At 28.0% G+C, this 15,627-nt stretch carries 13 protein-coding genes; 9 read left to right on the top strand and 4 right to left on the bottom strand.

The features are described from left to right. Nucleotides 1–65 precede the first annotated feature (65 nt). The gene (locus KQI18_RS09920; RefSeq protein ID WP_216467669.1) at nt 66–410 is read right to left on the bottom strand and encodes a winged helix-turn-helix transcriptional regulator; all 345 of its coding nucleotides are present in this window, start codon (nt 408–410) and stop codon (nt 66–68) included. A gap of 211 nt (nt 411–621) precedes the next feature. On the opposite strand from KQI18_RS09920, the gene KQI18_RS09915 reads away from it, so the two are divergent. The 6 genes from KQI18_RS09915 to KQI18_RS09890 all read left to right on the top strand — a co-directional run bounded on the left by KQI18_RS09915 (nt 622) and on the right by KQI18_RS09890 (nt 11,845). After that, complete coding sequence (locus KQI18_RS09915; RefSeq protein ID WP_216467667.1) at nt 622–936, top strand: cupin domain-containing protein; 315 nt, start codon at nt 622–624, stop codon at nt 934–936. Between the two features lie 69 nt (nt 937–1,005). After that, complete coding sequence (locus tag KQI18_RS09910; protein WP_216467666.1) at nt 1,006–1,386, top strand: VOC family protein; 381 nt, start codon at nt 1,006–1,008, stop codon at nt 1,384–1,386. Nucleotides 1,387–2,132: 746 nt separating this feature from the next. Further along, nucleotides 2,133–4,652, top strand: coding sequence for a GH39 family glycosyl hydrolase (locus tag KQI18_RS09905; RefSeq protein WP_216467664.1), 2,520 nt, complete (start codon nt 2,133–2,135; stop codon nt 4,650–4,652). 169 nt (nt 4,653–4,821) lie between these two features. After that, the gene (locus KQI18_RS09900) at nt 4,822–10,755 is read left to right on the top strand and encodes an LPXTG cell wall anchor domain-containing protein (RefSeq protein ID WP_216467662.1); all 5,934 of its coding nucleotides are present in this window, start codon (nt 4,822–4,824) and stop codon (nt 10,753–10,755) included. A gap of 92 nt (nt 10,756–10,847) precedes the next feature. Beyond that, the gene (locus KQI18_RS09895; protein WP_216467661.1) at nt 10,848–11,480 is read left to right on the top strand and encodes a class D sortase; all 633 of its coding nucleotides are present in this window, start codon (nt 10,848–10,850) and stop codon (nt 11,478–11,480) included. 164 nt (nt 11,481–11,644) lie between these two features. Beyond that, nucleotides 11,645–11,845 carry a hypothetical protein gene (locus KQI18_RS09890; protein WP_216467660.1) on the top strand — a complete coding sequence of 67 codons (201 nt, stop codon included), beginning with the start codon at nt 11,645–11,647 and terminating at the stop codon, nt 11,843–11,845. A gap of 133 nt (nt 11,846–11,978) precedes the next feature. Here KQI18_RS09890 and KQI18_RS09885 read toward each other — a convergent pair whose 3' ends face one another. Next, on the bottom strand, nt 11,979–12,170 hold the full coding sequence (locus KQI18_RS09885) for a ferredoxin (protein WP_216467659.1): 192 nt from the start codon (nt 12,168–12,170) through the stop codon (nt 11,979–11,981). A 462-nt stretch (nt 12,171–12,632) separates the two neighbouring features. Here KQI18_RS09885 and KQI18_RS09880 point away from each other — a divergent pair, with 462 nt between their 5' ends. Then, nucleotides 12,633–12,800, top strand: coding sequence for a hypothetical protein (locus tag KQI18_RS09880; RefSeq protein ID WP_216467658.1), 168 nt, complete (start codon nt 12,633–12,635; stop codon nt 12,798–12,800). A gap of 136 nt (nt 12,801–12,936) precedes the next feature. On the opposite strand, the gene KQI18_RS09875 is transcribed toward KQI18_RS09880, so the two are convergent. Continuing rightward, nucleotides 12,937–13,455: a GrpB family protein gene (locus KQI18_RS09875; protein ID WP_216467657.1), complete on the bottom strand. Its 519-nt coding sequence runs from the start codon at nt 13,453–13,455 to the stop codon at nt 12,937–12,939. A 127-nt stretch (nt 13,456–13,582) separates the two neighbouring features. After that, a complete protein-coding gene (locus tag KQI18_RS09870) occupies nt 13,583–13,867 on the bottom strand; it encodes a putative quinol monooxygenase (protein WP_216467656.1) in 285 nt (94 codons plus the stop codon). A 349-nt stretch (nt 13,868–14,216) separates the two neighbouring features. On the opposite strand from KQI18_RS09870, the gene KQI18_RS09865 reads away from it, so the two are divergent. Both KQI18_RS09865 and KQI18_RS09860 read left to right on the top strand, forming a co-directional pair. Continuing rightward, nucleotides 14,217–14,600 (top strand): hypothetical protein, encoded by a 384-nt coding sequence (locus KQI18_RS09865; RefSeq protein WP_216467654.1) that lies wholly within the window; start codon nt 14,217–14,219, stop codon nt 14,598–14,600. 583 nt (nt 14,601–15,183) lie between these two features. After that, entirely contained in the window at nt 15,184–15,612 is a 429-nt protein-coding gene (locus tag KQI18_RS09860; protein WP_216467652.1) for a YmaF family protein, read from the top strand. The last annotated feature ends 15 nt before the right edge of the window (nt 15,613–15,627 follow it).

Here is a 15,627-nt window from a genome sequence, read left to right as displayed (position 1 = left end):
TGTACTGTGTTTTTATATAGATCATTGTCGAACGAATAAAAAACAAGGATAGCTTAATTGCCACCCTATTTTTTTATATCCTCAAGTTCGAATTTTACTGAATTTATATGGGATGTCCCCCAATGATTCATTGCATCTAAGACAGGTTTTAATGTCTGACCAAGATCTGTAAGTGAGTATTCAACTCTTGGTGGAACCTCAGGGTAAACTTTTCTGCTAACAAGCCCATCAGCTTCCATTTGTCGAAGTTGTTGAGTAAGCATTTTTTGACTTATCTCTTCAATTCCTCTGTTAAGTTCGTTAAATCTTTGTGTACCGTTGTTCATTAGATTTCTAAGAATGAGCACTTTCCATTTGTGCCCAATCAAGTTTACTGTATGCTCAATAGGGCATGATTTATTACATGGCATTTTATTCTCTCCTTTATTTATTATGCAACACTTACTTTATGGTCAGTATATCACAAAAAGGTGCCTACTTGTTATAAGTAAGTGCAGGATCTATAATGTGTTTAAGATTTATTTTAATACAATGACATGTCGTAAAATAATTGTGATGAACTAGTTCGTTAAATAATAACTAAGACTTTACACATAATATTTAAAAAGGAGAAATAACAATATGAATAAAATTAACATAGGTAACTTACTTGATTTCGAATCCCAGAAGAGTGCACGTAAAGCTATTTTCAAAGAAGGTCAGCTTGACGTGGGACTTCTACTTTACGAACCTGGACAAACGACACCGGAACATAAGCATTCTAATATTGACGAAGTATTTTATATTATTTCCGGAGAAGGAACTATAACAATAAATAACGATGAATACGTAATAAGCGAAAAAGATATTATTTTGTCTCCCAGGGGAGAAACTCATGGTTTCTATAATACTAGCTCATCAAATTGGGTTGTACTGCAAATTAAGATAGCCAGTTAACGTACCATTAACTAGTGCAATTTAAAACTTAAGAAGTAATTATTCTTAGAATGGAGGCATTTAATTTAAATGTTTAAACGAATAGATCATGTTGCATTTACAGTAAAGGATAGACAAAAATCAATTAATTTTTATGAGAAACATTTCGGATTTAGGAAATATTTTGAACATGATGTTCCGGGTGTTCCTGAAATTGAAAAAGTAGTTTATCTTAAATTAGGGGATACCGTTTTAGAATTTGAGCAATGGACTAAAGAAAAGGAAAAAAGCGGATTTCATTTCTGTCTTATTAGCGATGATTTTGATACCGATTACCAAAGACTTAAGAATGTAGGTGTTCCAATTGTAACTGAACCACATATTCCTAGTCCAAGGGTACCAGAAGAAATTGGATGGAAAAGGGTTGTTTTCAAAGGACTAGATGGTGAATTGATTGAAATTAGGGGTTGATATATTGTATAAAAGATTAAGCAGTATACGTAGCAGACTACAAGAGTTACATGTGCAGAAATGCCGACAAATAGGCGGTGGAGCAAGCAAAGGATTAGAGAAGTTCCCGGCCTACTATACAATAATTTCTAACTTCCTCATTAATAATGGCTATGATAAGTTAAAAATCTTATAAATCAGTTAATAAGATAAAGCAACAAGTAACGAAAAATAAAATATTTACAAAAATAGTATAGCTAATTAACATTTAAAAAAATAATAATATACACATCTAATCGATAAAAAGGTGATCAACTATAGTTGTTCACCCTTTTTGCGTTTAGTCTAAATAAATTAGAAAATTGACATAATGGATTTAGTTTTAACTATAATAAAATACCCAAATATATAAAGCAAAAACAAAAAATTATAACAATGTTATTTTTACCAGAATTAGCTAAATAACTGGTGTTTAGAAATATATAGCAGGGGTAGAAATAGATTGAAATTAATAAATAAATTTAAAAATTAGTAGTTTGATTTTGTGTATATATAAATTAAAAATTAATATTAAAAATATCAAGTCTTATAAATGTGGTAAAATTTGCTAGTAAAATTGATCATATTTGCTCATTTTATTTTAAGAAAACAAAAAATACTATAAATCTACGAAATGGTATTAAAAAATGATAACATATAAGGATTATGATGACCGATAATATTAATTCAGTATATATTTAGTTGATACTAATTAGGGAGGAATATTTATGATTAATAAATATGATTTTATCATTATGGAGGGCACTCTTCCAATAAAAGCCACAGTTCGAAGATTTGATGAAATTGATCTGCATTGGCATAATGAATATGAATTTATATTTGTATTGGAGGGAAGTATAGAAGTTTGTATTGAAAAAGATGTTTACTATCTTAAAGAAAGTGATGTTATGTTAGTAAATGGATGTGAATTTCATAGTATTAAGAAAATAGAAGACCAAAATTTGGTTTTGATTCTTAAAGTTGCCCCTGATTTTTATGATGATTGTTTCCCTATATTTAAAAACTTGAAATTTGAATGTAAATCCTTTAATAATGATAGCTACGATGAAGAAAAGTTTGAAATTATTAGAAACTATATCTCAAATATCGCTTGGAATATAACTCAAAAAAACAAAGGTTATGAGTTAACAGTCGGTAGTTATTTATATTTATTAGGAGATCACTTAATTAACAATTTTAAATATGAAATTGTAGATACTAAAAAACATAATCATGACCGGGATGTTACGAGGATAAATAATATTATAAACTACATTAACGATAATCTATATAGAAATATTACTTTAAAAGAGATTGCAGAAAAATATCATCTTAATTATCATTTTTTATCACACTTTATTAAAGATAAGATTGGCATGTCTTTTCAAGAATATCTAAATAAAATAAGGTTAGATAAGGCTGAGTATTTATTGACAAATAGTAATAGCAACATATCTGATATAGCTATATCTACAGGTTTCTCAAGTACAAGTTATTTCAATAAACTATTTAAAAAAAAGTTTAGATGTTCACCTTCAGAATATAGAGAATTATTGGAGCAAAACTATATAAGTAACACCCCTAAAATTTATTACGATATAAATAACGATCTAATATATGAGAAATTATTTACTTATCTATCTTTTCCTAATAATAGCAATATGAAAAATAATGTTTCAAATATTGAACACGTTTACATAGATTCGAATAGTGGAGGTAAGAAGCTAATACATTATTGGAAAAAACTTTCTACATTTGGTAGAGCTTCAGTTGGTTTAAGAAATAATTTTAAAAAACAACTGAGTGAATTTCAAAGAGAAATTAACTTTGAATACATAAGAGTGAGCGGACTGTTTATGGAGGATATGATGATTTATAGTTTTTCTGATAACGGGAAAATAAGTTATAACTGGAGTGAAGTAGATAAAATTCTAGATATGTTTGTAAAGGTCAAAGTCAAACCATTTATTGAAATGGATTTTATTTACGAATCGAAAAATTTCAATAATGACAATAAAGATTACTTATGGAAAGTTAATATGTCTCCTTTGATCAATATAAATTTATGGACTGAGGTAATTTTAGAGTTTATGAAGCACTGTATAGATAGATATGGATTTGAAGAAGTAGTGTCGTGGTGTTTTGAAGTTTGGAATTATCCTGACTATAAGTATTTTCAAAGTAATGGAAGAGGGGATGAGTACTTAGAGTATTATAAAAATTCTATAAAAATTATAAAATCTATTTCTAAAAGGTGCAAAGTTGGAGGACCGACAATAAACCATGGAAGCATAATAGAACATAAATGCTTGCTTGATATCGTAGAATTTTGCAAGAAAAATAATATTAATTTAGATTTTTTAAGCGTTAATATACATACTGCATATGTTGAATTAAAAGATGTGGAAGAAAATATCCTATATAACAAAAACCGCAAAGATAAGCATGAAATAGCATCACAGATAAAAAAAATTTATTATGATAAAAATTGTACAATAAAAACATTACAATTAGTAAAATCTGAATTAAGCGATATTTTAAATAGCAACTTTGAAATTCATGTAATCGAATGGAATACATCATCACAGCAAGAGCACTTAAAGCATGATGCAAGTTATGTAGCAACTTTTATCATTAAAAACTATTTGAAAAGTATTAGGACTTCAAAGTTTATAGATAACAACATATTACCTAAATTGTATGAAGCAAAAAACTTGAGGATTTCCTCTATTCATGGAGGTTTCGGTCTTTTAAATAATTATGGTTTAAAGAAAACTTGTTATTTTGCATACTATTTATTATCTAAATTAGGAGATACGATAATTGATCAAAGTGATGATTATATTGTAACAAAAAGAGAAGAAAGCATACAGATATTAGCGTACAATTACGCTTATTTTGACGATCTTTTTATGCAAGGTGATATGGAGGAATTAAATAATAACGAGAAATATTATATTAATAATAATGAAAAATCTTTAAGAGAAATAGAATTTAAAATTTCCAATCTTTATGGAAAATATAAATTTACAACTTATAAATTAAATAGGGAGCATGGATCAGTGTTTGAAAAATGGACAGATTTAGGATCTCCAGAAAATATGACACAAGAAGAGCTTAGGTATTTAAAGGGAAATATTCAGCCTAAAATCGAAATACAAGAAATAAATTTAAATGGGGAATATACAAAACTAATGAGTATACCAGAGCATGGTGCTGAGTTATTGATAATAGATAAAAGATATTGAGTGTGAGTTATTTAAGTACGATTATAATTTACCTAACAGCAAATATTGGTATAGATTTAAGCAAATATTGGATATATAGTAAAACTTTTAGTCGATATAATTAAAAATAGTTTACTTATTAGAAGATTACTTTATAAGTAGATTATTTAGACTAAGGGAGGGTTTTATTATGAGGAGAATAAATATTAAACGAAAATTTTGTTCTTATATAACTATATTAGCTATGATATTTCAATTTTTTTCATTCTTACCGGCGCTGCAGGTAAATGCTGAAGATAATATCACAGAATTTCCATTTATCACAGACGTTACAATAACGGATGGTAACGGTGAACCTATATCAGGGCCAATAAATACAAATGCAGAGGTTAAATTAAACTATAAATTTGAACTACCTAATCAAGGAGATATAAAAAATGGCCAGAGTTATATTATGCATATTCCGAAAGAATTTGAGATAATTAAACAGATGAAGGTTGAAATCACAGATGAGAATTCTGATGAAAAGATAGCTGATGTGACAATAGACATTGATGGGAAAGTAACAATTGTATTTACGGAATTTGTTGAAAAACACTCTAATGTTTCTGGATACTTTTATATACAGACTAACTTCGACGAAAAAGAAATTGGTGGAGAAAACAAAGTGCCAATAGAATTTGACTTAGGTGGTTCAGGAAATTCAAAAGATATTGACGTAGAATTTGAACAGCCAGAAAAACCTGATGCTTCGGTACATAAAAAAGGAAGTTATGATGCTTCTAAAAATGAAATAACTTGGGAAGTTTTAGTTAACCCAGAAAAGGCAAAGGTTGAAAATGCACAAATTGTTGATTTTATCTCAGAAAATCAAGAATTTATTGAGGGATCAGTTAAAATTAACGGGAAAGATGCAGAAGCAAATTACAATTACGATAATGTTAAAAGAGAATTAACGTATACTTTTCCGGATACAATTGAGACAGAGCAAAGAATTACTTTTAAAACAAAACTGGCAAGTATGGGATTAGAATCGCATGGCAAAACAATAATAGAAAAAAATAAAGCAACTTTTATTCATGATGGTACTCAAGTGGTTTCAAACGAGGCAACTGTTGAAATAAAACCAGATTTTATTCAAAAAACAGGTGAATATGATGAAGCTACAAAGAGTATTAAGTGGACTATTAATGTAAACGATAATGCACAAACTATTGAAAATGCTGTGGTAACAGATAATATTCCAGATGGTTTAAAATTTGTAGAAGGCAGTGTTATGGTAAATGGTGAGAATGCTCCTGCTTCTGCTTATGATATAGAAGGTCAAAAATTTACCTATAGATTAGGGACTATCGATAAGCCACATAAAATTGAATTTTCAACAAAAGTTGTGGATGAGGATGTCTATCATTCTAATGATGGTAAGAATTTTAACAACAATGTAACTATAACAGATAAAAATGGTAGTAATGCATCAGATGGTACTGAAGTTGGAGTATATTCAAGTGTTATTTCAAAACACGGCAAAGGATATAATCCTTCTACAGGAGAAATTACATGGGAAATTGTCGTAAATAGAAATAAGATAGATATACAAAATGCAGTAGTTACTGATGATATAATGAAAGGTCAAGAATTTGTAGAGGGCTCATTTGAAATATATAATCATTCATCAACTGGGAATGATCCAAATGGACAATTTAGCTACAAAAAATCGAGTAGCGATGATCCAACAGGAACTATAACATATAAATTTAATGAAAATATAAAGGATACATACGTTATAAGTTTTAAAACTAAAGTGACAGATAAAAATGTATATGCTGGAAATACGAATAAGGATTACTATAATAATGCAAAACTAACTGGCGAAAATATCGAAGAATCAGACTCTACTGCTACTCAAAGAATAATAAGTCAAGTTATAGACAAATCAAGTTCTGATTATGACTATGTAAAAAGAGAGATTACATGGAAGATAGTAGTAAATAGAAATAATATGCCTCTTACAAACGTTTCTGTTATAGATGTCATAAGAGAAGGTCAAGAATTTGTACCAGATTCAGTAACTATAAATGGAAGTAATGTAGATTCTTCAAATTATAAATATGATAAAGACAGCAAAACATTAAAATATACTTTTAAAGAAAATATTGATAAAGAGCAAACAATCACTTTTAAAACGAAAGTAACTGATACCTCAATTTTTAATACTAATGGTGAGAAAATTATAGAAAATACTGCAAAGCTTATAACTCATTTAGTTCCTGGAGGTGTTGAAAGCACAGGTACTGGGAAAATAAAAAACACATTAGTAAAAAAAGAAGGGAATTACATCAGAGGGAATTCTTATATAGATTGGGATGTTACTATTAATTCAAACAAGATTCTAATGAAAGATGTAGTTTTAAAAGATATATTACAAGAAGGTCTTGAACTGGATACAACTTCCGTAAAATTATATAAGCAAATACAAAATCAAAATGGATCACTTACTAAAGGTGAAGAAGTAGAACTAGGTAAAAATAACGTCAAATATGACATGACTACTAGAGAATTTAACTTTTATTTGCCATCACCTACTGAAGATGCATATGTACTTTCTTTTAGAACAAACGTAGTCGACAAGTCAAAATCTCCTTTTACTAATACTATATCGTTTAAAGGTACTGGAATGACTGAGACATCAACAAGTAATGGTATAGAAGTTGTATACCAAGGTGCTGGTGGTGGAGGATCAGGCGAAACAGGAAGTATTAAAGTAGTGAAAGTAAACAATGAAGATGAAAATGTTAAATTAAAAGGGGCAGTATTTGAGCTAGTCGATAAATTTAACAATGTTATAAAAGTATCCGACAAAACAGGAGAAAATGGGGAAGTACTATTTGATAAGTTAAAATTTGACACAGACTATTATGTAAGAGAAAAAGTTGCTCCTGAAGGATATCTAATGAGTAATGAATCATATAAATTTCAATTAAAAAACTCAAAAGATAATAAAAATATTATATATAACTATAAAAATATAAGTGTTAAAGGGGATATCATTTTCAATAAGTTAGATGAAAATGGTGACTTACTTAAGGGAGCTGAATTTACTCTATATAAATCTTCAGATACACAATTTGAAAATCCAATAGATACAGTAGTAAGTGATAAAAAAGGTATAGTTGAATTTAAAAATGTAGATTATGGCGAATATGTAATAAAAGAAACCAAAGCTCCAAAAGGATACACATTAAGTGATAAAATACTAAAGGCTTCAGTAAGTGAAAACAAAAAATCAGTTGAAGCTGATCCAAATAGTGTATCAAATACAAAGATAAGAGGAAGTATCGAGTTTACTAAACTAGGAGATAACAAAGAACCATTAAAAGGGGCAGAATTTAAACTATATAAAGCTACAGACAAGAACTATGAAAACGAGATAGCGACATCAGAAAGTAATGACACTGGAAAAGTAATGTTTAAGGACATAGAGTTCGGTGATTATATAATAAAAGAAACGAAAGCCCCAGATGGGTATGAGTTAACAAACAAAGTATTAAAAGCAAGTATTACAACAGATGGAAAAATAGTAAAAACTAACCCAGAGAGTATATCAAATACAAAGACAAAAGGAAGTATAGAGTTTACCAAACTAGGTGAAAATGAAGAGAAATTAAAAGGAGCTGAATTCACTCTATATAAAGACACTGATACAAAATTTGAAAGTCCAATAGATACAGCAGTAAGCGATAGAAATGGATTGGTTAAATTTAAAAATGTTGAATATGGAAGTTATGTAATTAAAGAAACTAAAGCTCCGGCAGGATATATAAAATCAGATAAAGTGTTAAAGGCTACAGTAAGTGAAAACAAAAAATCAGTTGAAGCTGATCCAAATAGTGTATCAAATACAAAGATAAGAGGAAGTATCGAGTTTACGAAACTAGGTGATAACAAAGAACCATTAAAAGGAGCAGAATTTAAACTATATAAAGCATCGGACAAAAATTATGAAAACGAGATAGCGACAGCAGAAAGCGATGACACTGGAAAAGTTGTATTTAAGAATATAGAGTTCGGTGATTATATAATAAAAGAAACTAAAGCCCCAGAAGGTTATGAGCTAACAAACAAAGTATTAAAAGCAAGTATTACAACAGATGGGAAAAGAGTTAAAACTAACCCAGAGAGTATATCCAATACAGAGACAAAAGGAAGTATAGAGTTTACAAAACTAGGTGAAAACAAAGAAAAATTAAAAGGAGCAGAGTTTGAGCTTTATGAATCTTCAGATACAGAATTTAAAAAACCAATAGCAACCGCAGTAAGTGATATAGATGGATTGGTTAAGTTTAAAAATGTTGAGTACGGAAACTATGTAATTAAAGAAACAAAAGCTCCGGCAGGATATATAAAATCTGATCAAGTATTAAAGGCTTCAGTAAGTGAAAACAAAAAATCAGTTGAAGCTGATCCAAATAGTATATCAAATACAAAGATAAGAGGAAGTATAGAGTTTACGAAACTAGGTGATAACAAAGAACCATTAAAAGGAGCAGAATTTAAACTATATAAAGCATCGGACAAAAATTATGAAAACGAGATAGCGACAGCAGAAAGCGATGACACTGGAAAAGTTGTATTTAAGAATATAGAGTTCGGTGATTATATAATAAAAGAAACTAAAGCCCCAGAAGGTTATGAACTAACAAACAAAGTATTAAAAGCAAGTATTACAACAGATGGAAAAACAGTAAAAACTAACCCAGAGAGTATATCAAATACAAAGACAAAAGGAAGTATTGAGTTTACCAAACTAGGTGAAAACAAAGAGAAATTAAAAGGAGCTGAATTCACTTTATATAAAGACACTGATTCAAAATTTGAAAGTCCAATAGATACAGCAGTAAGCGATAGAAATGGATTAGTTAAGTTTAAAAATGTTGAGTACGGAAACTATGTAATTAAAGAAACAAAAGCTCCGGCAGGATATATAAAATCAGATAAAGTGTTAAAGGCTACAGTAAGTGAAAACAAAAAATCAGTTGAAGCTGATCCAAATAGTGTATCAAATACAAAGATAAGAGGAAGTATCGAGTTTACAAAACTAGGAGATAACAAAGAACCATTAAAAGGGGCAGAATTTAAACTATATAAAGCAACAGACAAGAACTATGAAAACGAGATAGCGAAAGCAGAAAGTAATGGCACTGGAAAAGTTGTATTTAAGAATATAGAATTCGGATACTATATAATAAAAGAAACTAAAGCCCCAGAAGGGTATGAGTTAACAAACAATGTATTAAAAGCAAGTATTACAACTAATGGGGAAACAGTTAAAACTAACCCAGTGAGTATATCAAATACAAAGACAAAAGGAAGTATAGAGTTTACCAAACTAGGTGAAAACAAAGAGAGATTAAAAGGAGCTGAATTCACTCTATATAAAGAAACTGATACAAAATTTGAAAGTCCAATAGATACAGCAGTAAGCGATAGAAATGGATTAGTTAAATTTAAAAATGTTGAATATGGAAGTTATGTAATTAAAGAAACTAAAGCTCCAAAGGGCTACACATTAAGTGATAAAGTTCTAAAGGCTATAGTAAGTAAAAACAAAAAAGTAGTTAAAGCTGATCCAAACAGTATTTCAAATACAAGGATTAGAGGATCAATTAGAATTACGAAAATAGATGAAAAATCTAAGAAAACATTAAATGGATCTGAATTTACATTATACTATAAAGATGGTAAAGAAATTGAAGTTTCTACAACCGACGTAGATGGTATTGTAATATTTGAATCAATTGAATATGGAGAATATATAATAAAAGAAACAAGAGCACCTGAGGGTTATATTTTAAGTAAAGATGAAAATAAGGTTAGTATTCAAACAACAGAAACTAAAGACCTGACAGTTTCTAATAAGAAGAAGGATAGCACTATAGACAGTAAAGAAAAAGATAATGGATCTTTATCCGCTAAGGATAATCTAATAACTAAAAACAATATATTAGATAAAGTAGTTAGTGTTCTTCCTAAAACTGGTAGCTTATTTGATACAGTTGTAATATTAAGTATTGGAATTTTAGTAATTCTGTCTGGTTTATATTTCTTATTAAAAAGAAATAAATAACTAAGTATATAAATAATATATATATTAAAAGCTATGAAGAAACTGTATTTCAAACTTCATAGCTTTTTTTATACGAATAATGAGGTGATTTTATGAAAAGAAAAAAATTGGGTATAATACTAGTTCTATTTGGATTGACAATAGTATTTTCAGCAGTCTATATGAAGTACGAGGGATATATAAGGCAAAAAAAGATGATAAATGAGTTTGAAAAATCTATTAACAAAGAGGATGAAAAAGAAACCAATATATATGAGGATAATGAGGTGGAATCTAAATCAGATCAAGGCTCAACCTCCGAATCAAAAGCATCACATCAGTCTATTGATCGTAATGGTACAGTTGGAATAGTATCAATTCCAAAAATAGATTTAAGAGTAGCGGTAGGTGAGGGTGTTGATATGAAGACTTTAAAATATGCTGCAGGACATTTTCCAGATACACCATATCCAGGAGAGTTAGGAAATAGCGCAATAGCAGGACATAGGAGCTATACATATAATCAATTTTTCAATAGACTGGATGAGGTAGAGAAAGATGATGAAATAAAAGTTCAAACAAAAAATGGTGAGTTTACATATGTAGTAGACAAAAAATTTGTGGTTTTGCCTGAGGAGGTATCTGTTTTAAATGATACAGAAGACTCTACACTCACTCTAGTAACTTGTACTCCTATAAGATCAGCAACTCATAGATTGATTATTAAAGCAAAATTGATGGACTAAAATAGTAATTTATAAATCTCAATAAGAACTTTATAAAAAATGATTTTTAGTAAAGTATAAATAATACTATAAATTTGTGGAATAATGGGTAATTATTATATATAATTTATTCAATAGGTTTATTAAAACAAATAAGTTTATTTATTATAATTAGGAGGTGTAACATGTATAAATTAACAAAAGACAACGATGGAATGTTAACCACAAATCTGGATTGTCCTGTATGTGAAAATAAATATATTTTTGTTGAGGGAGAAAATGGATCTATTAATGAAAAAAAATCTGATTCAAAGTCAATTTTAATTGATGCAAAATGTACTGAATGTGGCCATAAAGAAATATTTAAAGGTGAGTTAGATAAATAGTATTCAATAATTATATATGTAATCCTAGATAATTCTAGAGTCTTTGTATTAGATATACTGATACCGGATGGCTGTAATAAGTAAGATTAAATAACCCCATTTTTATATAAATAGGGTTATTTAAGATTGGGATTTATTCAACTACTATAGCATCGACTGGACAGCTATTTTCAGCCTCTTTAGCAGAATCTACTAATTCATCTGAAATATCTTTGTCACTTGCAACTGCTTTGTCTGAGGAATCATCCATAGAAAATATATCAGGACATATAGATGGGCATAGGCCACATCCTATACATAAATCCTTATCAACTTTAGCTTTCAAATTTACGTCCTCCTATTTATAAAATCATTTATCGGATTACTTTTATATCCGATTCTTTTATTATTACCAAAATTTATGGAAAAATACATTAAGTTTAAATAATTAAGATTTACCGATCCAAATTGTAAATATGTGAGTCAATTTTAATTATGAAATTACTCTAATGAAAGGATATTATTTCAATATCTATATATAATTTTCAAATTTTAAAAATTATAAAAAAAGATTTCATTTAAGTATAGGTATCTTCTAAAATTATAAACATATTAACTTAATGTAATAATGATTAATATAATAGATATTGTAGGGTTAAACTTTGAAATTAATAAAGTATGTACTACCCTACATAGCAATATAAGTAAATTAAGTAGCTATTAGAGATAATAGTATTAAATTATGGTATGTATTTTGAGATTTAATAAAATTTAAATAACATTAATACAATCTATAAGGGGGATTGTAATGTTTAGGCAAATACCTTGTGAACATGGTGAGCATGAGTTTACAAGGATCCGATCTGTAGAGTCTGAACAAGTAGGTTATCATAAAATCGAAAAACATTATGATATATATACATGTAAAATATGTGGTTGCACTTTTAAGATAATTGTAAATGAAAAAACAAGATAAATTAAACGTATTAAATGTGATATAATCATACTTTCGGTTTTAAGTATCTTTTTCGTATAATAAATAAAGTTTTAAGATTTTAATAAAATAGGGTTGCTTAAAAGCTACCCTATTATTTTTATGACTTTTTAAAGTTTTATCTAGTACACCAATGCCATTTAAGAGCATCTTTTTCTATTTTTTTAACAAAACTATCTTTAGCATCACAGTACGCATCAATGTCGGTTGGATATATCTGAGCTAATTTACTTTTTAACTCTCCATACTCCTTAGATATTTTTGGATTTTGGCGTAGATAATCTCTAAAAGCTAGATGTCTTTCTATCTCTTGAATATTGTCATATTGAAATGCATGAATTTGGTGAGTTCGGTTATCTCCGCCTTTTCGGAAATATCTTCTTCCTATAATTCCATATTCACCCATGATTTCGTAACCAATATTTTCAAAATAAAATGAGTAGTTATCCAATATATTTATGTCATTTACAACAAGCAAAATGTCAATGATAGGCTTTGCCTTTAAATTTGGAACAGAAGTACTACCGATATGAAAACATTCAACTAATTCATTTTTTAAGATTTGGCTAATTAACTGTTGTTCTTCTATGTAATTTTTTTCCCAGTTTGGATTGTAATTTACAACTGTAATATTCATTTACAATACTCCTTGATTTTTATATATTCTTTTAATTTAAACAATAATTTAATTATTTAATTATTAATTAAAGTAGGAGAGTAAACGGAATTTATTAAGATTACCATAAACTTTCTTACTTCGTTTATTATATAATTTTAGTGTAAAAATTAGTTGTTTTATCTTTACTTAATTCTACTATTTGTGGAACATAATATTTAAAATGGTCAGCTTGAGAATGATTATCTAAACAATCTTGATTTTTCCATTCTTCTAAAATTACAATTTGATTCTTATAGCTTTTATCTTGGTACACTTCATAGCTTATGCAACCATCTTCTTTTCTTGTTTCAACAACAAGTCTTTCGCATAAATTTAAAGCATTGTCTAATTCATTTTCTTTTATAAAGAATTTTGCTATAATCTTTATCATAATATCCCCCTTTAGAATTTTATTACTCTGTAAATAACAGAGTTTGATACATATCAATATGTAGCATTTTTTATTTATTAAGACTATTATACTTTTTATTATTTACAGTATCAACCAATCAATTATTTAATAAGTAAGTATATTACATTATTATCCTTTAGTTGAGCATATACATTCTTTTTAGCCTCCTGTTATTTATAATATGTTTATTAATACTATATCAATTATTAACTATTTTTGATTACGGGAATAGATACATAAGTCTAAGAACAATTAATTTAAGGTATTTTCTTATTTTAGGATAACAATTTTTAATTGTGTTAAAATATAGAAGAAGGAGGTATAAATTATGAAAAAAATTATTTTAGGATCATTTTTACCAATAATAACAATGATTGTAATATCTTTGTTATCATTTAACAATATAATAACAACTAGTTTGGGATTATCTATGTTAGATATAAATGATATATATGTTTCAGGTATTGTGCTATACATCCCAATTTCATTTTTACTTAGTGGTATTATCTGTATGATAATGCAAATAGATTTGAAACATTCTGTTATTATATCACTCTTAGGTTCAGCTATTATTTTAAGATTATTGGGATTTGGAAGCACCGGAATTATATCATATGTAGCATATTATCTTGTAACATTTTGTATAGGATATTTTATATCTATAATTATAAAAAGATATAAAGAATCTAATAAAATATCTGAAGAACTCTAGTAATAGGGTTCTTTTTTTATGATATAAAAAGTGATTCTCATTATTGAATTAACAGTAAAATAGAGGAGATTAGTTTATAACGGATTAGTTGTAGAATGGTTGAAAATGATATTAAAAAAGATAATTATTAAATGGATAGGTTAATTGCTATCCCTTTACAATAACAATTTATATAATGTGAAATAAGACATGCCACCTTATTGAAAAGATGGCATGTTGTTACATTACTATATTTTCTCCATACACTATATTATAGAATTAATGGATAAATTCACTATATATTGAAAGAATAAGTTTTGTTAATTCACTTTGAAGTCACTTAAATGCTATAGTGGATTAAGAATTACTTGTCCACTAATATATTCTATGAAGTTTAGTCTAAAAGGTGCGATTAATACATAAAATATTTTAGATAATTGATGAAAATAGTAAAAATTAGTCGAAAGAATAGCTGGGATTTTTATAAAAAAGATTTTATAATATTTAGTGTCGTATTTTGCAACATTTAAGTATAAGATTCATATTATAATATTGTGAGAAGCATATATATCTCATAATATATTTAAAAGGGGATAGAAATTTTATGAATTGTAATAGATGTGAATGTAGAAAAGAAAATTGCCATAGAGATAGAGAGCATTGCCATTGCCACAGAGATAAAGAACATTGTCAATGGGGATCTAATTGGGATGAAGAGCAAACTCATACACATGAGTATGAAGGAAGTGTTAAAATCGCAGAGCCTGAGGAAGAACCACATAATCACCGTTTTGCATGTGTAACAGGAGAAGCAATTTTCACATCAGATGGCTGTCATTTTCATAAGCTTAATAACAGAACAGATTTTTTTGAAGATCACTTCCACAAAATTTGTGATGTAACAGGTCCTGCTATTCCAGTTGGAAATGGTAGACATGTTCACTTTGTTGAGGGAGACACTACAGTTAATGATGAACATCAACATGAATTCCAATTTGCTACTTTAATAGACAATCCGATAGGGGAGGATTAGTATTTGAGTATTTGC

It is taken from the genome of Metaclostridioides mangenotii, assembly GCF_018917235.1.
GTDB lineage: Bacteria > Bacillota > Clostridia > Peptostreptococcales > Peptostreptococcaceae > Metaclostridioides.
Note: the sequence above shows the minus strand (reverse complement) of the source record. Positions and strands in the feature narration are given on the sequence as shown.

Excerpts from the sequence above, each read along its gene's own strand:
- KQI18_RS09900 (WP_216467662.1), top strand. The coding sequence starts at position 4,822 with ATGAGGAGAATAAATATTAAACGAAAATTTTGTTCTTATATAACTATA.
- KQI18_RS09895 (WP_216467661.1), top strand. The coding sequence starts at position 10,848 with ATGAAAAGAAAAAAATTGGGTATAATACTAGTTCTATTTGGATTGACA.
- KQI18_RS09920 (WP_216467669.1), bottom strand. The coding sequence starts at position 410 with ATGCCATGTAATAAATCATGCCCTATTGAGCATACAGTAAACTTGATT.
- KQI18_RS09860 (WP_216467652.1), top strand. The coding sequence starts at position 15,184 with ATGAATTGTAATAGATGTGAATGTAGAAAAGAAAATTGCCATAGAGAT.
- KQI18_RS09870 (WP_216467656.1), bottom strand. The coding sequence starts at position 13,867 with ATGATAAAGATTATAGCAAAATTCTTTATAAAAGAAAATGAATTAGAC.
- KQI18_RS09880 (WP_216467658.1), top strand. The coding sequence starts at position 12,633 with ATGTTTAGGCAAATACCTTGTGAACATGGTGAGCATGAGTTTACAAGG.
- KQI18_RS09915 (WP_216467667.1), top strand. The coding sequence starts at position 622 with ATGAATAAAATTAACATAGGTAACTTACTTGATTTCGAATCCCAGAAG.
- KQI18_RS09905 (WP_216467664.1), top strand. The coding sequence starts at position 2,133 with ATGATTAATAAATATGATTTTATCATTATGGAGGGCACTCTTCCAATA.
- KQI18_RS09890 (WP_216467660.1), top strand. The coding sequence starts at position 11,645 with ATGTATAAATTAACAAAAGACAACGATGGAATGTTAACCACAAATCTG.
- KQI18_RS09875 (WP_216467657.1), bottom strand. The coding sequence starts at position 13,455 with ATGAATATTACAGTTGTAAATTACAATCCAAACTGGGAAAAAAATTAC.
- KQI18_RS09865 (WP_216467654.1), top strand. The coding sequence starts at position 14,217 with ATGAAAAAAATTATTTTAGGATCATTTTTACCAATAATAACAATGATT.
- KQI18_RS09910 (WP_216467666.1), top strand. The coding sequence starts at position 1,006 with ATGTTTAAACGAATAGATCATGTTGCATTTACAGTAAAGGATAGACAA.